General features: G+C 44.5%; 15 protein-coding genes and 4 pseudogenes. 10 read left to right on the top strand and 9 right to left on the bottom strand.

Annotation, left to right across the window (positions count from 1 at the left end; all coding sequences use genetic code 11):
* Nucleotides 1-40: 40 nt before the first annotated feature.
* Nucleotides 41-1,744: a septation ring formation regulator EzrA gene (gene ezrA / locus NSQ22_RS14440; RefSeq protein ID WP_008880897.1), complete on the bottom strand. Its 1,704-nt coding sequence runs from the start codon at nt 1,742-1,744 to the stop codon at nt 41-43.
* A gap of 186 nt (nt 1,745-1,930) precedes the next feature.
* On the opposite strand from ezrA, the gene hisJ reads away from it, so the two are divergent.
* The gene (hisJ, locus tag NSQ22_RS14445; protein WP_081157357.1) at nt 1,931-2,755 is read left to right on the top strand and encodes a histidinol-phosphatase HisJ; all 825 of its coding nucleotides are present in this window, start codon (nt 1,931-1,933) and stop codon (nt 2,753-2,755) included.
* A gap of 26 nt (nt 2,756-2,781) precedes the next feature.
* On the top strand, nt 2,782-3,258 hold the full coding sequence (locus NSQ22_RS14450; RefSeq protein ID WP_008880899.1) for a GAF domain-containing protein: 477 nt from the start codon (nt 2,782-2,784) through the stop codon (nt 3,256-3,258).
* Between the two features lie 52 nt (nt 3,259-3,310).
* Here the strand turns inward: NSQ22_RS14450 and NSQ22_RS14455 are convergent, their stop codons facing one another.
* Entirely contained in the window at nt 3,311-5,146 is a 1,836-nt protein-coding gene (locus NSQ22_RS14455; RefSeq protein ID WP_081157356.1) for a diguanylate cyclase, read from the bottom strand.
* A 332-nt stretch (nt 5,147-5,478) separates the two neighbouring features.
* Between NSQ22_RS14455 and rpsD the strand changes: the two genes are divergently transcribed.
* Nucleotides 5,479-6,081: a 30S ribosomal protein S4 gene (rpsD, locus tag NSQ22_RS14460; protein ID WP_008880902.1), complete on the top strand. Its 603-nt coding sequence runs from the start codon at nt 5,479-5,481 to the stop codon at nt 6,079-6,081.
* Between the two features lie 348 nt (nt 6,082-6,429).
* Complete coding sequence (locus NSQ22_RS14465) at nt 6,430-7,320, top strand: ISNCY family transposase (RefSeq protein ID WP_011886641.1); 891 nt, start codon at nt 6,430-6,432, stop codon at nt 7,318-7,320.
* Between the two features lie 52 nt (nt 7,321-7,372).
* On the opposite strand, the gene NSQ22_RS14470 is transcribed toward NSQ22_RS14465, so the two are convergent.
* The gene (locus NSQ22_RS14470) at nt 7,373-7,849 is read right to left on the bottom strand and encodes a DNA polymerase (protein ID WP_223812939.1); all 477 of its coding nucleotides are present in this window, start codon (nt 7,847-7,849) and stop codon (nt 7,373-7,375) included.
* A gap of 183 nt (nt 7,850-8,032) precedes the next feature.
* Between NSQ22_RS14470 and NSQ22_RS14475 the strand changes: the two genes are divergently transcribed.
* On the top strand, nt 8,033-9,202 hold the full coding sequence (locus tag NSQ22_RS14475) for an IS256 family transposase (RefSeq protein WP_190300666.1): 1,170 nt from the start codon (nt 8,033-8,035) through the stop codon (nt 9,200-9,202).
* Between the two features lie 224 nt (nt 9,203-9,426).
* Here the strand turns inward: NSQ22_RS14475 and NSQ22_RS14480 are convergent, their stop codons facing one another.
* Genes NSQ22_RS14480 through NSQ22_RS14490 form a run of 3 tightly spaced genes read right to left on the bottom strand, consistent with a single transcriptional unit; the run spans nt 9,427 to nt 12,336 of the window.
* Entirely contained in the window at nt 9,427-9,759 is a 333-nt protein-coding gene (locus NSQ22_RS14480) for a hypothetical protein (RefSeq protein WP_087960191.1), read from the bottom strand.
* 15 nt (nt 9,760-9,774) lie between these two features.
* Complete coding sequence (locus tag NSQ22_RS14485; protein ID WP_339263684.1) at nt 9,775-11,727, bottom strand: DUF6792 domain-containing protein; 1,953 nt, start codon at nt 11,725-11,727, stop codon at nt 9,775-9,777.
* Nucleotides 11,728-11,751: 24 nt separating this feature from the next.
* Nucleotides 11,752-12,336 (bottom strand): hypothetical protein, encoded by a 585-nt coding sequence (locus tag NSQ22_RS14490; RefSeq protein ID WP_171355772.1) that lies wholly within the window; start codon nt 12,334-12,336, stop codon nt 11,752-11,754.
* A gap of 510 nt (nt 12,337-12,846) precedes the next feature.
* Here NSQ22_RS14490 and NSQ22_RS14495 point away from each other — a divergent pair.
* The 4 genes and pseudogenes from NSQ22_RS14495 (at nt 12,847) to NSQ22_RS14510 (ending at nt 17,107) form a co-directional block, all read left to right on the top strand.
* Nucleotides 12,847-13,724 (top strand): annotated as a pseudogene (locus NSQ22_RS14495) (IS982 family transposase).
* Between the two features lie 311 nt (nt 13,725-14,035).
* A complete protein-coding gene (locus tag NSQ22_RS14500; RefSeq protein ID WP_013400931.1) occupies nt 14,036-15,271 on the top strand; it encodes an IS256 family transposase in 1,236 nt (411 codons plus the stop codon).
* A 548-nt stretch (nt 15,272-15,819) separates the two neighbouring features.
* Nucleotides 15,820-15,951, top strand: a pseudogene (locus tag NSQ22_RS14505) (transposase); the annotation flags it as partial.
* Nucleotides 15,952-16,075: 124 nt separating this feature from the next.
* Nucleotides 16,076-17,107 (top strand): IS1182 family transposase, encoded by a 1,032-nt coding sequence (locus NSQ22_RS14510; protein ID WP_339263687.1) that lies wholly within the window; start codon nt 16,076-16,078, stop codon nt 17,105-17,107.
* A 36-nt stretch (nt 17,108-17,143) separates the two neighbouring features.
* Here NSQ22_RS14510 and NSQ22_RS14515 read toward each other — a convergent pair whose 3' ends face one another.
* The 3 genes and pseudogenes from NSQ22_RS14515 to NSQ22_RS14525 form a co-directional block, all read right to left on the bottom strand.
* Entirely contained in the window at nt 17,144-19,282 is a 2,139-nt protein-coding gene (locus NSQ22_RS14515; protein WP_011230089.1) for a heavy metal translocating P-type ATPase, read from the bottom strand.
* A complete protein-coding gene (locus tag NSQ22_RS14520; protein ID WP_011230088.1) occupies nt 19,275-19,643 on the bottom strand; it encodes a metalloregulator ArsR/SmtB family transcription factor in 369 nt (122 codons plus the stop codon). Before NSQ22_RS14520 ends, NSQ22_RS14515 begins: the two co-directional genes overlap by 8 nt.
* A 125-nt stretch (nt 19,644-19,768) precedes the next feature.
* Nucleotides 19,769-20,329 (bottom strand): annotated as a pseudogene (locus NSQ22_RS14525) (IS982 family transposase); the annotation flags it as partial.
* A 106-nt stretch (nt 20,330-20,435) separates the two neighbouring features.
* On the opposite strand from NSQ22_RS14525, the pseudogene NSQ22_RS14530 reads away from it, so the two are divergent.
* Nucleotides 20,436-21,080: pseudogene (locus NSQ22_RS14530) on the top strand (transposase); the annotation flags it as partial.
* Between the last annotated feature and the right edge of the window lie 42 nt (nt 21,081-21,122).

Genomic DNA, 21,122 nt, shown 5'->3' on the forward strand with positions numbered 1-21,122 from the left:
CGATAAATATCGGTTTTCACCGATAATTATCGGGTTTTGATCATTGTTCGTCCTCGTTGTCCGCCTGCCAAAGCTTCTGCACGCGGTCAAACGCGCCTGGCTCGACACTTTCAATCGTGGCCACCGCCTGCCGGAGCGCCTCTTCGTAATCGTAATGACGGAACAAAAACTCGGCCTCCTCAAGCCCTTTGTGAACCGCCGGATAACGGCGGCGGTAGCGGTTGCCATATTGAATCGCCCGTTCAGCCAAGGACGCCTGTTCAATCATTTCGACTGTTCGCTCATAAAGACGTTCAACCGAAACTTTCGCTTCTTCGAGCGCCCGGTCGACCGCCGGCATGTCGAGCGGCTTTTCTTCGAGGCGGGCGGCCACATTTTGCAAGCTGTTTTTCGCTTCCGTCAGCTCAAGCGCATACGGCTCAGGCAGCCCCGGCAGTCGGCTTTTTTGCACGAGGCGAAGCGATTCGGACAATTTTTTTCTCATGTCGTCGAGCTTTTCACGGGCAATTAATTCGTCTTTGCGCAGCGCCTGCAGCATCAACCGAAACTGTTCATGCTCTTCTTTCATCATGTCAATTTGCCCGACGAGCTGTTCCAGCTCCTCTCTGAGCAAAGAATAGGCAGTTTTCGCCTCAGCGACGCGGTCTTCGATCAGCAAAAACCGCTTCTGCAACTGATGCATCTGTTTTTCAATGCTTCGATATTTTTCAAGGTCGCTTGGCGGCAGATGGTAGCTTTGTTGAACAAACATCGCTTCAGCGCTCGTTTCTTTTGCCTCGGCAGCCAACTCCGTAAGCATGCCGCCAATGCGCGGCATTTCCGTTTGCACGTATTGATTAGCGAGCACTTCTTTTTCCAGCAAGTCGTATAGCGTATCAATTTCTTCTTTCAGCTCAGCGACGGTTTGCTTCGCTTCTTCGATGCGCAGCTCGCCAATCATCGCTAAGCATTGTCCGATTTTCTCCTGTTTTTCTGCCAATGTGCGTTCGATGTGCAAATGGTCGAGTATGTACCCGCTTTGCTCCATTTCCCGATAGCCGTCAGCAAGCTCGGCCAACTGGGCGGGAAGAGAGGTTTGGCACTCGCTAAGCAGCGCCGGAATCTCTTCCATCATCGTCGCCAGGCTGTCAAGCTCCTGCTTCAGCTCCTGGACGACACCGCGCGCTGCCAAATAGTTGCCGGCTTCCGTCAATTTGGCAAACGACTCAAACTGCTTTTCGGCCTCGGTTAGGCGGACGTCAAGCAAATCGGCAGCCGCCCCAAACGTATACCGATAAGCAAGCAGCGTTTTCTTCGCCTCCCGATGGACAGCGCGCAGCTCTTCGATTTCCGTCCGGCTTTGCTCTTCGCTTCCGATCAGCTCGTTAACTTCATCAATGATTTGATGCACCTCTTCCTCAAGGCGACGCAACCCATCCTCAATTTGCCCAATCAACTTGCGTGCCTGCCGGTACCGGTATTTGTCCAGAAACGTCTCGGTATCAAACAGCTGTTCTTCGACATTCGGCAGCTTCACGGCTACGATCTCATCCCATTGTTGGCGCCACCGTTCAAACAGCTGCTCCGTTTCCCCGGTCATGTTCAGCTGTTTCACTTTCGCTAACTCATCCGGCACCGGCCGGTTCATCAGTTCGATTTTCCATGCCTCAAGCCGGTCGATTTCCCGGTACATCTTCTTCCGATACATATGATTGTATATGATTACTCCTGCGCCGAGGAGCAGAACGATCCATACGATTTCCATGCACGAATGCCCCCTTGCACTCAAGCTACTCCGAAATGAATGAATACGGCGGAGAAGGCAAAAATATATGTTTTTCAATGTTTTTATGATACCATGTTAACGACATTTTTTGACCAAAATTTTTATTTTTTTTACAAGAATCTTCAAGATTTTTGCTATGATACAAGGGAAAGGGGGAAAACCGCCTTGCGTGACGGCCATATTCATACACCGTTTTGTCCACACGGAAGTCCTGACCCACTTGAGCAATATGTGGAACGGGCGATTGTGCTCGGCTATACCGACATTTCCTTCACTGAACATGCCCCGCTGCCAGAGCGGTTTGTTGATCCGACGCCGGATCGGGATAGCGCGATGGAGCGCCGTCAGCTTGAACGCTATTTAGCCGCTGTGGCTGATGTAAAAGCGCGCTACCGAAACGACATCACGATCCGCGTCGGACTTGAGGTCGACTTTATCCCCGGCTGGGAGGAAGAAACGGTTCGATTGCTCGATGAAGTTGGACCGCTGCTTGATGACAGCATTTTATCGGTCCATTTTTTAGCGCACAAAGGTCAATATGTATGCATTGACTACAGTGCTGACATGTTCGCCGACATCGTCCACCTGTTCGGTTCCGTCGAACATGTTCACCGCACCTATTACGAAACGGTGCGCCAGTCGATCCGCACCGACATGGGCCGCTATAAGCCGAAACGCATCGGCCATCTAACGCTTGTGCGGAAGTTTTGGCGTCGCTTTCCGTGCCCAGATCCGATGACTGACCTCGTTCTCGCCATTCTCGATGACATAGAGCAGTTCGGCTATGAGATCGACTATAACGGCGCCGGCGCTGCCAAACCGCTCTGCCTCGAGCCATACCCGCCCAATCACCTCATCACTGAAGCGCGGCGGCGTGGCATTCCGATCGTTTACGGCTCGGACGCTCATCGTGCAGCCGACCTGCATCAAGGGCGGGACGTGATGGATCACGAGGCGCTTTCGATTGACAATCGCCAAGCGTCGTCATAAAATGGGTCAAAAAGGAGGGCGAACAAATGTTTCATCAACTAACCTACAACGGGACACGCGAAGAAAACTATGCGCTCGTCATTGAGCAGCTGAAGGCGCTCATCGCCGGCGAACCGAACATGATCGCCAACTTGGCGAACGCTTCCGCCCTGCTCAACCAGTTTCTCACCGACATCAACTGGGTCGGGTTTTATTTGGCAGATGGCGATGAGCTTGTGCTCGGTCCGTTCCAAGGATTGCCAGCATGCGTGCGCATTCCGTTCGGCAAAGGCGTGTGCGGCACAGCGGCTGCCGAGCGGCGGACGGTCGTCGTTCCCGATGTGCACCAATTCCCAGGCCATATCGCCTGTGATGCCGCATCCCAATCGGAAATCGTCGTGCCGCTCATTAAGGAAGGTCGCGTCATCGGTGTCCTTGATATCGACAGCCCGATCAAGAACCGCTTTGATGACATTGACCGCCGCTATTTAGAGCAATTCGCCAGCGTGCTCGTTTCAGAATAAGCGAAAATAGCGGTGAGCGCGAAGAAGGAATCCGCCTGTCCGGATTCCTTTTTCACCCTCTATATAGATGGTCACCATCATGAACGAAGATGGCGTTTTTCCCTGTTTCTTTTGCCATATACAGCGCCGCATCAGCCCGTTTGAACAGCTGTTCTGCATCATCATGATCCTGTCGTCTCCACGATGAAAGACCGCATGAAACGGTCACTGACGGGACCGTATGCTCTCTCACTTTTTCAACGATGCGGCGCGCAATCGCTATCGCATCCAAAAGCGCCACCTTTGGCAAATAGACGGCGAGCTCTTCTCCTCCCCAGCGCGCCGCTATATCGCCATCGCGAATGTTAGTGCGGATCATCTTCGCCACTTGAACGAGCACATCATCGCCGGTTTGGTGGCCATAAGTATCGTTGATCTGCTTAAAATTATCGATATCGATTAAAAGAAACGACCCTAACGCATCCTCTTCCATCGATTTTTGGATCGCCTCATCTAAATAACGGCGCGTATACAGCTTCGTCAAATAATCGGTGACAACCAATTTCTCAAGTTCTTCGCGCAAAATCGCATTCATAAACGCCAGTGTCGAGTGTTGGACGAGCGATTGCAGCAGTTTAAACATCTCAAAGGTGAATCGATACGTCTCATAGGCAAGCACGATACAGACGCCTTTCATTTCTTTATTTTGCATCATTGGCGCCGCCATAATGGAACGAAACGGTCCGAAATCGGACGTGCGTACATCGCCGGCAAATAGAATATCATTTCCGCTTAGAAGCCGTGCTTCGACCCATTCGACATACAGCGCCGACAAGTCATTATAAAAAAATGGTGTGCTTCCTCGAAGAAGCTCACGTTTGCCGTCAGCAAACAAGAAAAAGCCGACCTCGTCCGCGCCAAACGATTCTTTGATTTGCGACACCATATACTCGATCGCTTCACACAGCCGCGGCCGGGCATTCAGCTGACGCATCGTATCGTTAATGAGTTGCAAATCGGCAACGAGCCGGCGCGATTGCTCATACAGTTTGGCGTTTTCCAACGCCCTTCCCGCCGTTCCCGCCAACAACGAAATAAAATTGATTTCCCGCTTTGGAAATGGGGCGGCATACGGAGCAATGATTTGAATCACCCCGTATACGGCCTGCACCCCTTTAATGGGGGCATATAGCACTGAACGCGGCGGTGCGGCTGTCTCCTCACATTGCACCTGTCCGGTCAAAAACGCCCGCAGTGCCGCCGGTTGCCCCTCGCTTTCATCCAAGGCAAGCGTTTTAATCGGCAAATTCCCGCACACATGGTTATCATGCGATAAGAGGAGATGGTATGTAAACGCTGGGTAAACATTTTGCAGCGTGCGGATAATTTCTTCAAGCACATCGTCAATTTGCATGGTGGAATGGATTTTCGCTGCAAAACGGTGCAACTGCTCATACCGATTCTCCTCGCTCGTTCGTTGCGAAAGCGCACTCAACTTACGGAACAATGAAGACAAATCCGTTCTCAGCACTTTCAACCATTCACGGTCGATGTGGCGCTCTTTTCCATACATAAGCTCAAGCATCGCTCGTGTTTCTTCAGAAAGCAGGAAAAAGAGGCGGACAACTATACACGGCCCGCCATCATCTATCACGACGATCTCCTGCTTTTCCTCTGCCACGATCAATTCTGCCGCCGGCATCCTGCCTGCCGCTGCTTCTGGGCAAAAGGCGTCACAGGATGGGTCAAACAAATACAATACGGCTTGTTGCAACGCCAACTCTTCTTTTAACATCACAAGCAGCTCGCCCGCCGCCACAGAAAACGGCTCATCCCCCGAAAACGCTAAAAACCAGTGGAAAAATTCCCGCTTAAACGATTCATATCGTTTCGTTTCTTCCTGTTTCATTGTCTTTCCACCTGAACTGATATCATCACTTTAAAGCGAAAGAATGAGTAGCATTTTTTTCTAAAAATTTCATCTTTTATTATATCATATAAGCAGCAAAGAAGGAAATTAAAATATTGACTTTGCCCTTTAAAAATCATATAATAGCCTTTGTGTAAAATATAGCAGCCTTTGTGCACACCTTTATGGTTCATTTTGTTCCTCGGTGCTCCGAGGTGTATCGTGTAACTCTTAGCTGCTAGAGCGAGGATACATGAAAACAAAATGGCCATAATTGTTGGCGCACGTCTGCTTTTATTTTACGGGAATAAAAGCATAAGGAGGAGCAAAACATGGCTCGTTATACTGGCCCAACATGGAAAATTTCCCGCCGCCTCGGCATCTCGTTAAGCGGCACGGGGAAAGAATTGCAAAAACGTCCGTATCCGCCTGGTCAACATGGCCCAGGCCAACGGAGAAAATTGTCGGAGTACGGTTTGCAGCTCCAAGAAAAACAAAAGCTGCGCCATATGTACGGCGTCAACGAGCGCCAATTCCGCAAAACGTTTGACGAAGCGGGCAAAATGCCGGGTAAACACGGCGAAAACTTCATGATTTTGCTTGAATCGCGCTTGGACAACCTCGTTTATCGTTTAGGGTTGGCTCGTACGCGCCGTCAAGCTCGTCAGCTCGTGACGCACGGTCACATTTTAGTTGACGGCAGCCGCGTCAACATCCCGTCTTACCGCGTAAAACCGGGACAAACGATCGCTGTCCGCGAAAAATCGCGCAACTTGCAAGTCATTAAAGAAGCGATCGAAGTGAACAACTTCGTTCCAGATTATTTGACGTTCGATCCAGAAAAACTGGAAGGCACGTACACTCGCTTGCCGGAGCGTTCTGAACTGCCGGCAGAAATTAACGAAGCGCTCATCGTTGAGTTCTACTCGCGTTAATAAAGCCAGGTTCTATAGTTCAACATGTAAAAACCCCAAAACCCTTGAACTACAAAGGTTTTGGGGTTTTTCGTTTATATTCATTTTTACGAAATAATGTTTTTAGAACCAACGCGATAGATTTAAGCTAAAATTTTATGTGGACAGCTGTTGATTTAAATATAAATTTTTATCCACTGATACCATTGAGGCCTAAATAACCAACTCAGATACGATGTTCTTCGGTTAAAGTTGGAAGAACGTGTTGCAAAACGCATAACGAATGCATAAATGCACATAAAAAATCCACCACCTTGGAAATCATATACAGTGACCAAAAAAACAACTCTCCAAGGGGTGGACACTATTATGATTTCCAATTGGAACAGCGAACATGCATGGACTTATGAAATTGACCCAATTTTAGAAGCATTATTTCGGTATATCGACTCGCTATCATTGCCGGAAACACCGTATGTGACAGGAAGACCGCCGGTGTCGAAAAAATCGTTGTTGAAATGTTTCTTTTTGAAAACCTATTTTTCCATTGATTCCTTGCGAAAATTAGTGCGCATCCTGCAGCGTTTTCGCTGTTTTCAACGGGCCTGTGGGCTTGGTGAAGTCCCTCACCTTTCTACGTTTTCCCGTGCGGCGAAGTGGTTCCGGGAACAAGGATTTCCTGTTTTTCATGCACAGCTGCTCAAAGATCTAGAAGTACGTTATCCGCAAATCGTGCTGATCGACAGCACGGCCCTTCGAAGCAGTCTTTACGATTCACAGGCGAAGTGGGGAGTGTCCACCCGATATCACTGGTTTAAAGGATATAAACTCCATCTCTGCACCACCGCCGAGGGAATCATTTTATCTCATGTGTTGACCACAGCGAATCGAAATGATGCGGCAGTAGCACCAGAATTGCTTGTTTCTTTAAAGCAGTGGGATATCGAATTTGTATTGGGCGATGCCGCGTATGACAGTGAAAAGGTTCGTCAAACAGCAGAGCAGTCAGGAATCCTATTCATTTCCCCTATCAACCGCCGCAATAGCGAGGAACGAAAAGATGCCTATGGCCGGGTTCTTCCTGTCTTTTTGAAAACGAGATTTGGCCAATGGCTGTTTGGACTTCGTCGTGAGATTGAACGAGTATTTAATGAGTTAAAGAGTGACGGGTTGGAACAGCCAAGATGGTATGGATTTCATCGATATGTACTGCATGTGTTATGTTGCATCCTTATGCATAACTTCGAGTTTTTACTCTAGTTTTGCAACACCATCAAGGGAGAATATTTGATGATTCCTCGATCGCGATGGTTCATGACTGATGTCCTCCTATATAGCCGTTGCGGATGCGGGCGACGCTTCCAGGCGTGTAACTGACGGCACGCAATAGCGCGTTGGGACCAAATTTATCGCGGATTGCGTCCATTGCTTTGGCAAGGGCGCGTTCTTTTGTTCTGTCTTCAAAAAGGGACAGCTGCAAACTTTCCTCATCCATCAAGTTTTCAAGGGATACATGAATGACGCGCACGCTTCGTCCGTCATAAAACTTATGGAAAATCCGCTTGCAGACGCGGTAGATGTCCATCGTTAAGTTTGTAGCGGTATCAAGGGTGACGGACTGATGGAATCCTCCTTCATTATGCGAATAGCGCACGCTAAACGAAACGGTGCGTCCTACTTTACCGATTTCACGCGCCTGTTTTGCCACTTCCTCGCAAAGTTCCAACACAACTGTTAAAATTTCGTTTTCCCGCCAGTAGTCGCGCAGTAATGTAATTCCTTTTCCGATGCTTTTTTAACTATACTATAATGATTAGAGGATATTATGTTCAGTATAAGGACATATATCCTCTTTTTTCATACGATGATGTATAAAATTTTGTGTAAAGCATTTTGCTAGAACAAAAGAAAAAAGGTAGGGTATTCTCTGATTTGGACCACAACACATTCCAGAGAAAGGAGTACCCTACCTATGTCTAAAAGAAGTATACCGAATGTCGACTGGGCAAATCAACTGGAAAATGCCATTCGTCAGTTTGTAAAAGAAAAATTAGAGCTGATTATGCGGGAAGAAATTAAACATTTCCTCGAAATCGAACAGGCTGGAACGCCAAATATGAGAAACGGCTACTATCAGCGAAATCTAGATACGCAATATGGCCGGATTGAGGGTCTTTTGGTTCCAAGAGACCGAAACGGGGAATTTCAAACACAGTTGTTTGCCCCTTATCAACGCCACACCGGCTGGCTGGAGGAAGCCATCATTAGGATGTATCAAAGTGGCATGAGTACGCGTGAAATTGGCAAGTTTATCGAACGAATTCTAGGAAGCACCTATTCTCCTGCGACGATCAGCCGGATTACCGATGTCGTGAAGGAAGACATCGAGAAATGGCACGCTCGTCCACTACACCAGCGTTATTCGGTCTTATATTTGGACGGCTTGTACGTGAAACTTCGCCGGGATACGGTAGAGAAAGAAGTTATTTATGTGGTATTGGGGGTGAACGAAGAAGGGTATCGTGAAATTCTTGATTTCTTCGTAGGAGGACAAGAAAGCGCCTATGTATGGCAGGAGATTCTCCAACAGCTCTACAAAAGAGGCGTCAAGGAAGTGCTTCTTGGCGTCTTCGATGGCCTTCCGGGGTTGGAGGAAGCCTTTAAGGCGGTGTATCCGAAAGCCGATGTGCAGCGCTGTGTCGTGCACAAAGTCCGCAACACCCTCAGCCGTGTTCGGAAAAAAGATCAATTCGAAATGGCGGAGGACCTGAAACTCATTTATCGTTCTCCGAATAAAGAAATCGCATTGGAGATGTTTCAACAGTTTCAATCCAAATGGTCTCACAAATACCCAAGGGAAGTCCAATCTTGGGCAAATGAGTTGGATGTCCTTCTCACCTTTATGGACTATCCAAGCAGTATTCGAAGTGTGATTTATACGACCAATGCCATCGAACGAACGATCAAGGAGATTCGGAAACGCCTAAAACCGATGAACAGTTTGAGCAGTTTAGAAGCCGCTGAAAAAGTCGTATATTTGACGATACAGGACTTTAACGAGAAATGGGCAGGGCGAAAGTTGCGAGGATTTGCCGAAGCGCATGAAGCTCTTCAACGAATGTTTGAAGAACGTTATTGTTAACCAAATATTGTAAATAAACAAAATAAGGGGATTCTCCCTTTCCACACAAGAGACTGAATATTCAGTCTCTTGTGTGAAGGAAACCGGTTCCCTATCCATTCCAAATCCATTTCAGAGATACCCTATCTATCTTACATTACACAAAATTCTTGACGGTACCAGAAAATGGAATATAGGAGAAATGTATGAGAATAGGCAGGGCTGATGTTCATTAATCCCCTAGTTTACCTTTTCTTTTCCCGTGTGACGACATCATAATACAAGGTGATATTTTGTCCTCTCATGTCGTTAATCATGTGTGTGTACCGCCAAGCAGCGGTGCGCATGGAGTTTTTATACATATCATTGTGCGATTGATTGTTTTTTTGATACTGTTCTATCGCTTCATTGGTTTTGTTGATGATTTGTCCCCTATCATCTTTCATTTCATGATGAATCAAATGAACCAATTCCGCATCCAATTCACTCATTCTATTTAATTGTTGAATAAACGTGTTCGCTTTATACATGAAATCCTGCTCTACATCAAAATGATAGAACATATTCAATTGTCCCATACAAAATATCCCTCTTTATCCATATCGCAAATCAAATATCTTGGACACATTTTGGTCCTGCTCAAAAAACTCCTCAAACGATTTTTTGATGGTTGCAATGAGTTCTTTTCCTTTGGAAATTTCCAGTTCATAGTACGAGAACATCGTTTCAAAGATATGCGGAATCATCGGATCCAACGGCGGAATAAACTCATGGACATCAATGCGGCGTAACACATACACTTGGTCGGCATCGTAGGTAAAATGCCCCAATAAATGCTGATAGGCCCACGGGTTTTGTTCCATGTCCTCGATTTTCTTCATCAGTTTTCGTTTTTGCATTTCAAAATCTTCTACATATTCATCGAAATAACGCTGCTTCATCTCATGTAATACCGCTTCTTTTTCTTCCAAGATTTGTAGTCCTTTCTGATATATTCTTACGGCGGAGGAAAGATTCATCCGGATCTCGTGTTCTCCCACTTTCTTGATGAAGATTAAATTTCCATACTCATCATACGTTCTGCCTTTCGAACGGGCGAGAGCCGTGATGACTTCGTTCAAGGTATGGGCATCCACGCTCATGGTGATGGCTTTTTGAAGATTCGCCGTATTTTCTTGGATGATTTGAAGGCGTTTTAAGATGTCCAATACCTTATCCCGAATCTGGAATAACACCTCAATACTAGCTTTCCATTGAAGCATGTCATCAGTTACCAATGGAGTAAGGAATGGAATGGCCATTCTCCAATTCCATGTTTTGCGAAGCAGTTGTTGAATCGATGCGACATCCTTTTCAATTCCCTTGACTTCGCTCAAAACCGTTTTCTTTTCTTCTGGAGTAACATAGCCCAACTCCACGAAAACGCTGAATATTGGATCCAAATTTTTATACAAAATCGCCACGTTCTTCATGAGTTCCGGAATTTTCACTTTCATATCGTCGAGCATATGATTCGCTTTCGAGACAATGTCTCCTGCATGCCACACGTAGTCCATGCTATCATAGCCCTGAAGCGACTCAATAAAAGCGATATCGACCCCCGTCATCGCCTGAACGATCCCATCAAACCCTTTTTCATTGTAAACATCGGAATATTGCGATAAATACACTTGAATGGCCCTAACATCTTTATCTGATATTTTTGAAACCAAATCTTTGATACTAGTAAAATCCTTGTTCGTATCAATGACCCGGCGGCTTCCGATATCGATGAACCCCCGCACCCCGCTCACCGCATACAATAGATCCTCTTGGGCGGTCAGATGATGAATCGAACGCTCGTCGATTTGCTTTTTGTAGTACTCTTCCGCAAAGGCTTTGAGCTCGGAAGGGGGAAGGGTGTATATAGAGTTGTAGTTCAAAGGATTTAAGTTAAATCTTTCGGCTAAATCATACCAAAAATCAACATCTATTTTTGCTAATTGATAATAACTAGGCGGAGCATCATTAATTACATATACTTGCTCATACTCCTTTGTTGTTAACTGGATAGTAGCAATTAAGTTTCCACCCAAAGAATGTCCTAGTCCTATTTTCTTTAACTTTACTTTTTTATCACATTTATTCTTTTCCAAGTCTTCATCTATTTTTTTAGTTACTATTTCGTCGAAATGCATGGCATCTCTATATTGGCTTTTGTCTTGCCCCACGAAAATACCAAAAGTATTATAAAACCAATCAAGGGGTTTCCATGTATCTTTCTCTGATGCTTCGCTTCCTCTTGTAATGATATACGCTTGATTGATTCCCTTCTCCTCATCATAAAAATGAATCGCTGTTCCATCAAAACCAGAATCAATATGCCTGAAATCTTTAAAATCATCAGAGCGATAAATAGCAATGTGAGCGGGCGGCTCTTTTCCCGTCTCTTCGATATAAATTCTTTTGATTTCTCTTTTGATTTCTCCAATGGTAAGATTTTGATATTCTACATTCATAATCCGCGCACGCAATATATCCGTATTTAGTACTTCTTCATTTGACACAACTCCTTCGCCCCCCAGGTTCACTTAATGCAGGAATTCAATGGATTTCATTAACTTCTTAGCATTTTTTTCTTCCTTTGTTAGGTCAATATTACATTTTTGTTTAAAATTCAAACATGACACTCCGTAAATAAACTCTATTCCTTGATTACTTTTATTAGACTTTATATAACTAAAAAATGTATAAGCTTTACTTTTTCCATTACTTAGAAGTTTTTCATTTTTAGCATAGTAGAATATCTTATCTTCATATTGAAATTCTGTATAATGCCCATTGTAGTTAACAGAATTAGATAATAATTTTAAATTCGTATCAATGTTATTAGTTATTGCTTTATTTTCATATGTTATCCTTACAAAATAAGCAATATTCTCTTTCTTGTTACTTTCTCCGAAATTAATATCTTCGAAATAATCTTTATGTTTTTCATAATACATTTTGTCCATTATTGCATTTTTCGGATACAGCATCGTAAATCCGCCGGTTTTCGACTTGAATAAGTAATACCCTTCCTTCACTTCTTTTGGCGAGACCATAAATCCTCGAGTAAACTCGTCTTGAAATGCCACCGTGTTCGGCAACTTCTCCGGATGAGCCTTCGAATCCATCTCACACCCCCCTATTAATATCAACGTCAATAGCAACAAGTTCCTCCATCTCTTAAGCAAATGATGTTCCCCTTTCCCAATTATCTCCATTCTCTCTATACGTATCATATGATGACAAAATGTTCAATAAAAAATGTAATTATATCCAAATTTAAGTAAAAAGAACTAGAAAATCAGTGCGTTTTAGGCAGGAATGCAGATATTTTATGACTTTAGACCTCGTTGATGAATTGGAAAAATAATGTGGAGACTGGCTCTATATGTTTTATTGAAGGGCGGTACACGTGGATCTAGAAAGAAAAGGCTCACTGTCTGCCTCTTTGATTTCCTCTGCTGCGAAGATAAAATCACAAAATTTACTTTTTATATATCCAAACGAATTCATGAAATTAAGTAAGTATTATATTATACCCGTGGTGCTAGATAAACTCAAACAAGCATAAAAATAGCCCTTGCATGAGGATCTCCTTAAAATGAAAGTGCGATCAAACATTGAAAAGGAGAATCCCTATGCAAGAGCACTTTCATTTTACTACAGATCGAGCCAAGATTCAAAAGCAATATGCCGCCATTTTCTTTTTTGTCTCTGCCCAACTGTCATCGATTCAGATGTACCTGCAGCGCCGCAACCGCCATTTGGTCAAACAGGAAGACGCCGTGGTCATCGCGATTCATATTTAGGAAAGTTGCTCGGTTTTACATCCGAACGGGCATGGCATCGCTTTGTCACTGGAAATTTGTTCACAAACGGCTCGTTTCTCGAACGTTCCCGATACAACCGCCGTTGTCGAGCGCTGCGCTTCGCCATCAAATGGATCCGCCATGAGCTGGCAAAACGCGGCCAACATCATGCCTATGCCGTCGTCGACAGCTTGCCGCTCCCGTTGTGCCATACCGCAAGAATGCATCGCGTCAAACGGTTTCAAGAGATCGCAGACATCGAGTATTGCGCTTCAAAAAAACAATGGTACTATGGGTTGAAGCTGCACCTTCAAGTGACCGATCAAGGGTTGCCCATGGGCTATGTGGTGACGGAAGCATCCTGCCATGATCGTATCGCCGCTGAAAGCGTGATGACTCAAATTCCTCATCCCTATAACTTCGGGGACAAAGGATTCATTAGCCGTGAGTTGCAAAAAAGGCTGTACGAAGAGTACCAAATGGCGCTTTGGACTCCGTCTCGAAAAAACCAGAAACATTACTCGTCCGAGGCATGGGAGAAATGGATCCAACAAAAACGCAAAGTGATCGAGACGGTGTTCTCGGTTCTGGTTAACCAATACCGGATCACAGAGATTCGAGCGAATTCCATGATCGGATTTGAAGTAGCGCTCGACGGCATATTGTTAGCCTATTCGCTGGTCACACTAGGGCTAGTTGAGTTCTAACGCTCAACTAGCACCACGGGTATAATAGTAATTTTTTTAAGATACTGCCCCCCTTACTTATACTTAATTTCTTCCCCTTGCTTAAATTCGCAACAATAGAATATCAATAAAATGTAACAATTATGTTTCATAGAATTAGTAATTATATTACAAAATGAAAACATAATTGTTTCTTGACTTTTAGTTCCTCAAGCATCGAGTTAAGTCCATATAATTGTGTAAAAAGGGAAATAGAAAAAGAGCCATGTTGCTTCCCCTTTGGTAGAATAAACAGTGGACCAAAAACACCAAACATAAGGAGGAATGCAACCATGGCTCAATATCATATTACCCTAAATGATGAACTTTTGCACGGGTTATTCACCAGAGATGAGGGATTAGCTAAGCTATTGGAACAAGTCCTCAATCAAATCCTCGAGGCACAAGTAGAAGAACAGCTGGGAGCTCGCCGTTATGAACGAACGGAAGAACGAAAAGGCTATCGAAACGGTTCGTATCCACGCCAGCTGACGACCCGGGTGGGACGGTTGACCTTGCGCGTTCCACGGACAAGAGATGGGGAGTTCTCTACGGAACTGTTCCAACGGTATCAACGGAGCGAACAAGCACTGGTACTGGCACTAATGGAAATGGTGGTAAACGGGGTGTCTACCCGAAAAATCACTCAAATCACGGAGGAATTATGCGGCACTTCGTTTTCCAAATCCACGGTCTCCTCACTGTGCAAGGGACTGGATCCGATTATCCAAGACTGGAATTATCGTTCCCTTCATGAACACGTGTATCCGTTTGTGCTAGTAGATGCTATTTATACGAAAGTCCGGGAGGATGGACGAGTACGCTCCAGAGCCGTGTTGATCGCTACAGGAGTGAATGAGGAAGGATATCGAGAAATTCTTGGCCTGCAAATCGGAAACAGTGAATCGGAGTCCAGCTGGAGCGAGTTCTTCGGATGGCTGAAAGACCGGGGACTCCGGGGAGTGGACTTGATCATCTCGGATCAGCACGGTGGGCTGGTGCAAGCCATTGAAAAGCATTTCCAAGGCGCTACATGGCAACGATGCCAGACACATTTTATTCGTAATATCCTCGATGCCGCACCAAAGTATATGCAGGATGCCTTGCTCGAGGAGATTCGTGGGATTCTTCATGCTCCAAATAAGCAAACGGCCCGGCTGTTATTGGAACAAGTGCTGGCCAAATGGGAAGAAAAAGCCCCAAAAGCCATGCAAATCCTCGAAGAGGGATTCGAAGACGCCACCGCCGTATTGGACTATCCGGACCGTTACCGGCGGCGCCTGCGCACGACCAACGGAGTGGAACGGCTGAACGAAGAAATTCGCCGCAGAGAACGGGTCATCCGCATCTTTCCGAACCGGGAATCGGTGTATCGCCTCGTTGGTGCCGTGTTGATCGAAATCGATGAAAAATGGATGTCAGGGCGCAAATACTTGGATATGGCTGAATATTGGAAGTGGCGGAAAACGAAAGAGCAAGGAGTCCGATCGGTGAATCAGGAGGCTCCGGCGATCAAGAGAGTGGGATAACCTCTACGCCGTGTCAAGGAGAACGTGGAATACCGGAGCGAAGCGAGGATATGCCGCGAAAGCTCCTTGACACGCCTGTTCCTTGACAACATGATCATTTGTCCGGGAAGGCGACCGGCAGGGAGACTTTCCGGTCTTACCTACCATACGTCAAGTCATCAGGTCCATGTTGTCTATCAAAGGGGAATTTACACAATAATTTGGACTTTACCTTTAATCAGGGCTTTGTTAAATTTCAATGTTGATTTTTAAACCACACAAAAAGACCGAAATAAATTCGGTCTCAGCTTGTCGACAAAGTCGACAAGCTGTTTTATTATGAAGGTAAGACGAGGGAGAAATGGAGGAAAGGAACGATGCTTCGGCCACACCAAGAAGATGGGCGCTATACCGAAACCACGGTGAAACTGGATGATCTGGTTCCAGAGGATCACTTGGTAAGAAAGCTGGATGCGGCCATTGATTTTTCTTTTATCTATGATGTGGTGAAAGATCTCTACTCTCCTGATCATGGACGTCCGAGCATTGATCCAGTGATGTTGTTTAAAATGTATTTGATTCAGTATGTATTTGGGATTCGCTCCATGCGTGAAACCGTCGAACAAATCCGAACCAACGTCGCCTACCGTTGGTTTTTAGGACTTAGTCTTCATGATCCCGTTCCTCATCACTCGACGCCAAGTAAAAACTATGCGCGTCGTTTCGCTGGAACGGATGTATTCCATCAAATTTTTTCACGGATTTTAAAAGAAGCCTTTGAACACGGATTGGTAGATTCGAGTGTCTTGTACGTAGACTCCACTCATGTCAAAGCAAGCGCCAATAAAAAGAAGTTTACAACGGAAATGGCAGAAGTCGAAGCCAAAGCCTACCAACAGGAACTCGAAAAAGAAATCGAACGGGATCGGATCGCTCATGGAAAATCGCCGTTGCCATCTGAGAAAAAAAAAAAAACGGGAAGTAAAAGTAAGCAAAACGGATCCGGAGAGCGGACTGTTGGTGAAAAATGAACGGGAGCGAGTGTTTGCCTATTCGTATCATACAGCTTGTGATCGCAACGGATGGATTCTACAGACCTACGTGACGGCAGCCAACGTCCATGACAGTCAAGCGTTTTTTGTGCTGTTCGAACGAGTGAAACGGGAAATCCAATCATGTCCGGAAGCCGTGTGTGTAGACGCAGGATATAAAACTCCTGCCATTGCCAAGTATTTACTCGAACAAGGGGTAAAGCCGATTTGGCCGTACACTCGCCCGAAAACAAAAGATGGATTCTTTCGGAAATCAGATTTTGTGTATGACGAATATTTTGATTGTTATCTATGCCCCAATGATCAAGTTCTATCTTACTCTACTACGAATCGGGAAGGGTACCGGGAATACAAATCGGACCCGGCGGTGTGCCGAAGCTGTCCGTATCTTCATCAGTGCACGCAAAGCAAGAGCTACACCAAAGTAGTCACTCGCCACGTATGGCAGGACTACTATGAAGAAGCAGAGCATTTGCGGTATGTTCCGGAATACCGGGAACTCTATGCCCTCCGAAAAGAGACGATTGAACGGGATTTCGCCGATATGAAAGAGAAGCATGGTCTGCGCTGGACGCATTACCGGGGATTGGAAAAAAATGAGGCGCAGGCGATGCTTGTTTGTGCTGCCATGAATTTAAAAAAACTGGCGAATTACCTATGGAAGGCGAAGCACCGCCCTTTCTTTTCCTTTGCATGGCTTCCCATCCTACCCACTTTTTTTGAAAACATAGTCTATTTATGGAACAAAATGGGTTTCAGACATTCGTCTGAAACCCATTTTGTCAACAGTCTGAGACCGAAATAAATTCGGTCTTTTTGTGTGTCTTCTTCAACTATTGCATTATTCTTTCACATTTAGCAATCGCATGCTGTTTAATGTTACGATTAATGTTGCTCCCATATCCGCAAATATCGCTAACCATAACGTTAACCAACCAGGTACAATTAACAATAACGCCAGCACCTTAATGCCCAAAGAGAAGGTAATGTTTTGCTTAATAATTGCTAAAGCCTTGCGGCTCAATTTAATCGTATATGGCAATTTACTTAAATCATCAGACATTAAAGCAATATCGGCTGTTTCAAGGGCTGTATCGGTTCCAGCACCACCCATTGCCACACCAACGGTTGAAGCTGCAAGAGCTGGTGCATCGTTCACACCATCTCCAACCATCGCAACACTTCGATACTTGTCGCGAAGCTCTTTGATGAAATTCAGTTTATCTTCTGGAAGTAAATCGGCTTTAATATCGGAAACACCGACTTGTTTTCCGATGGCTTCGGCTGTTCTTTGGTTATCTCCCGTCAGCATCACCGTTTTTTCAATACCGACTTGATGAAGTTTTCGAATAACCTCTTTGGATGATTCTCTTATTTCGTCTGCCACGGCAATTAACGCCAGAATTTCTTTTTCCGTTCCTAATGCCATGACCGTTTTCCCTTGTATTTGAAGGGTTGTAATTTGTTCTTTTATTTCTGATTGGATGCCATTTGGAAGAAGTTCTTCAAAAAGACCTGGACTTCCGACATAATACATTGCGTTATTTACTTTGGCTTTGACCCCTTTACCTGTAATGGATTGGAATTCTTCAACCGATACATCATTAAAATTCAATCCATCTTCTTCTGCTTTTCTTATAATGGCGGAAGCAAGTGGATGTTGTGAGCCTTTTTCAATGGCTGCTGTAATGGTCATTAGTTCATTTTCATTGCCATTATAAGTGACTACATCGGTGACGGAAGGAATACCTTTTGTTAATGTTCCTGTTTTATCAAAAGCAATCACTTTTAAGTTTCCTGCTTCCTCTAAATAAATACCACCTTTAATTAACACACCGTTTTTCGCTGCATTTCCAATGGCAGTTACAATCGAAACAGGCGTGGAAATAACCAGCGCACACGGACAACCAACCACTAATACAGCTAGACCTCGATAAATCCATTCGCTCCAATCAGCACCCATAAATAATGGAGGAATAACGGCTAGTAAAAGAGCAAAAATGATAATGGCTGGTGTATAGTATTTGGCAAAACGATCTACAAACGCTTGAGAAGGTGCTCGTTCTGCTTGAGCTTCTTCCACTAAATGGATGATTTTCGAAAGAGTTGTATCTTCCACTCGTTTTGTAACTTTTACTTCCAATAACCCTTCTTCATTCAATGTTCCTGCAAAGACTTCATCACCGACTGTTTTGGTTACTGGAACACTTTCTCCCGTAATGGCAGCCTGATTTAGCGTAGATGTACCCTTGATGACGATTCCATCCATCGCTAATTTCTGACCAGGCTTTACGATCATAATATCTCCGACTTGAATATCGTCAACAGGGACCATCATTTCTTCATTTCCGCGACGAATTAATGCTTCTTTTGGAGCAATATCCATCAACGATTCAATGGATTGACGAGCTTTATCCATGGAATAACGCTCTAAGGCTTCGCTAATGGCGAATAGAATAACAACCGTTGCACCTTCTCCCCATTCACCAATCGCTGCAGCTCCTAAAATCGCCACTGTCATCAGCGTATTCATATCAAAATTCAATCGAACTAGGTTTTTGAAACCTTTTATAAATAACGAATATCCACCGATTAAAATTGCTGCAGCATATCCAATTGTCGCAAAGATATGCTCTTCTCCGTATTGCTTCCCTAAAAACCAACTGATCACAAGCAAAACGGCGGAAATATACACTTTAATGTTCTCTTTTTGCTTCCAAAAAGGTTCACGCTTGACTGCTTTTTCTTTATCTTCCCGAACCTTTAAGTTTTCAAAAGCTCCTGCTTTTTCTAATTCTTCGATGGTTGTTGTACCCCAAACGGTAATTTTAGATGCTCCAAAGTTTACTTTAGCATCTTGAACACCTGGCAATGATTTTACATTATTTTCAAACTTTGCCGCACAGTTTGCACAAGTAAATCCTTGAACACGGTAGGTTTTCGCTTCTGATTTAGATAATTTTGCTTGTTGTTCAGACACGGACTTTCACCTCTTTATCATGTGCTAACGCAATCATGATTAACTGCTTAATATGGTCATCATCCAGCGAATAAAATGCTAGCTTTCCTTCTTTTCGATACTTTACAATCCCTTGTTTATAAAGAGTCCGTAAATGATGGGAAGTGGTTGCAACAGAAGCCCCAATGATATTGGCAATATCACATACACATAACTCTTCATCTTGGCAAAGTGAATAGGCAATTTTTGCCCTATTTTCATCTGCCAGTGCTTTAAACAACAGGACAACACTGGATATATCTTCTTTTTGCAATTCCCCTTGTATTCGATTGACTTTTTCTTCGTCATAACAATAAATTTCACATGTATCTTTCTTACTCATTCATTATCCCCCTTTCATATTCAAATTTCCGTTTGAATATATTATACCTCATTTCTTTTATTATTCAAACATTTATTTGAATGAAAAACAAAAAAGAATTGGATACCCGTGGTGCTAGTTGAGCGTCAACGCTCCACTAGCCCAAGAACAACGAGAGAATGGGCCAATAAAATGCCATCAAGCGCTGTTTCAAATCCAGAAACCGAATTGGCACGAATTTCCGTAATCCGAAATGAATCCACTAAAACCGAGAACGCAGTTTCGACGATTTTGCGTTTTTGCTTCATCCATTGTTTCCATTTTTTTGATTGCGCAACTCGTTGATTTTTCCGAGCAGGCGTCCAAAAAGCGATTTTGTATTCATCGTATAGTTTCTTTTGCAAGGCTTGGCTCACATATCCTTTGTCGCCAAGTGTATACGGATGAGGAAGTTGGGCCATCACGGTTTCCGCAGCTGTCCGGTCGTGGCAGGATGCTTCGGTCAGGACATATCCCATCGGAAGCGCTTGGTCGGTAATCTGAAGATGAAGCTTAAATCCATAGTAAGCCATCTTTTTGGATGCACAATACCCAATATCTGCGATTCCTTGAAATCGTTTGACGCGATACATTCGTGCGTGGTGGCAGAGTTCAATGGGTAAGCTATCCACCACCGCATAAGCGTGATGTTGTCCACGTTTGGCGATGATGTATAAAATTTTGTGTAAAGCATTTTGCTAGAACAAAAGAAAAAAGGTAGGGTATTCTCTGATTTGGACCACAACACATTCCAGAGAAAGGAGTACCCTACCTATGTCTAAAAGAAGTATACCGAATGTCGACTGGGCAAATCAACTGGAAAATGCCATTCGTCAGTTTGTAAAAGAAAAATTAGAACTGATTATGCGGGAAGAAATCAAAAATTTCCTCGAAATCGAACAGGCTGGAACGCCGAATATGAGAAACGGCTACTATCAGCGAAATCTAGATACACAATATGGCCGGATTGAGGGTCTTTTGGTTCCAAGAGACCGAAACGGGGAATTTCAAACACAGTTGTTTGCCCCTTACCAACGGCACACGGGCTGGCTGGAGGAAGCAATCATTAGGATGTACCAAAGTGGCATGAGCACGCGTGAAATTGGCAAGTTTATCGAACGAATTCTAGGAAGCACCTATTCTCCTGCGACGATCAGCCGGATTACCGATGTCGTGAAGGAAGACATCGAGAAATGGCACGCTCGTCCACTACACCAGCGTTATTCGGTCTTATATTTGGACGGCTTGTACGTGAAACTTCGCCGGGATACGGTAGAGAAAGAAGTTATTTATGTGGTATTGGGGGTGAACGAAGAAGGGTATCGTGAAATTCTTGATTTCTTCGTAGGAGGACAAGAAAGCGCCTATGTATGGCAGGAGATTCTCCAACAGCTCTACAAAAGAGGCGTCAAGGATGTAAATGTCAAGATAAACATGTACACTTTTGACTGTTTAAGAATG

This window comes from Geobacillus sp. FSL K6-3411, assembly GCF_037965715.1.
GTDB classification, from domain to species: domain Bacteria; phylum Bacillota; class Bacilli; order Bacillales; family Anoxybacillaceae; genus Geobacillus; species Geobacillus thermodenitrificans.

What these genes read in the sequence shown, in the direction of transcription:
- ezrA (WP_008880897.1), bottom strand. Translation starts at nt 1,744, where the DNA reads ATGGAAATCGTATGGATCGTTCTGCTCCTCGGCGCAGGAGTAATCATA.
- NSQ22_RS14450 (WP_008880899.1), top strand. Translation starts at nt 2,782, where the DNA reads ATGTTTCATCAACTAACCTACAACGGGACACGCGAAGAAAACTATGCG.
- NSQ22_RS14455 (WP_081157356.1), bottom strand. Translation starts at nt 5,146, where the DNA reads ATGAAACAGGAAGAAACGAAACGATATGAATCGTTTAAGCGGGAATTT.
- rpsD (WP_008880902.1), top strand. Translation starts at nt 5,479, where the DNA reads ATGGCTCGTTATACTGGCCCAACATGGAAAATTTCCCGCCGCCTCGGC.
- NSQ22_RS14465 (WP_011886641.1), top strand. Translation starts at nt 6,430, where the DNA reads ATGATTTCCAATTGGAACAGCGAACATGCATGGACTTATGAAATTGAC.
- NSQ22_RS14475 (WP_190300666.1), top strand. Translation starts at nt 8,033, where the DNA reads ATGTCTAAAAGAAGTATACCGAATGTCGACTGGGCAAATCAACTGGAA.
- NSQ22_RS14480 (WP_087960191.1), bottom strand. Translation starts at nt 9,759, where the DNA reads ATGGGACAATTGAATATGTTCTATCATTTTGATGTAGAGCAGGATTTC.
- NSQ22_RS14490 (WP_171355772.1), bottom strand. Translation starts at nt 12,336, where the DNA reads ATGGATTCGAAGGCTCATCCGGAGAAGTTGCCGAACACGGTGGCATTT.
- NSQ22_RS14500 (WP_013400931.1), top strand. Translation starts at nt 14,036, where the DNA reads ATGGCTCAATATCATATTACCCTAAATGATGAACTTTTGCACGGGTTA.
- NSQ22_RS14510 (WP_339263687.1), top strand. Translation starts at nt 16,076, where the DNA reads ATGTCAAAGCAAGCGCCAATAAAAAGAAGTTTACAACGGAAATGGCAG.
- NSQ22_RS14520 (WP_011230088.1), bottom strand. Translation starts at nt 19,643, where the DNA reads ATGAGTAAGAAAGATACATGTGAAATTTATTGTTATGACGAAGAAAAA.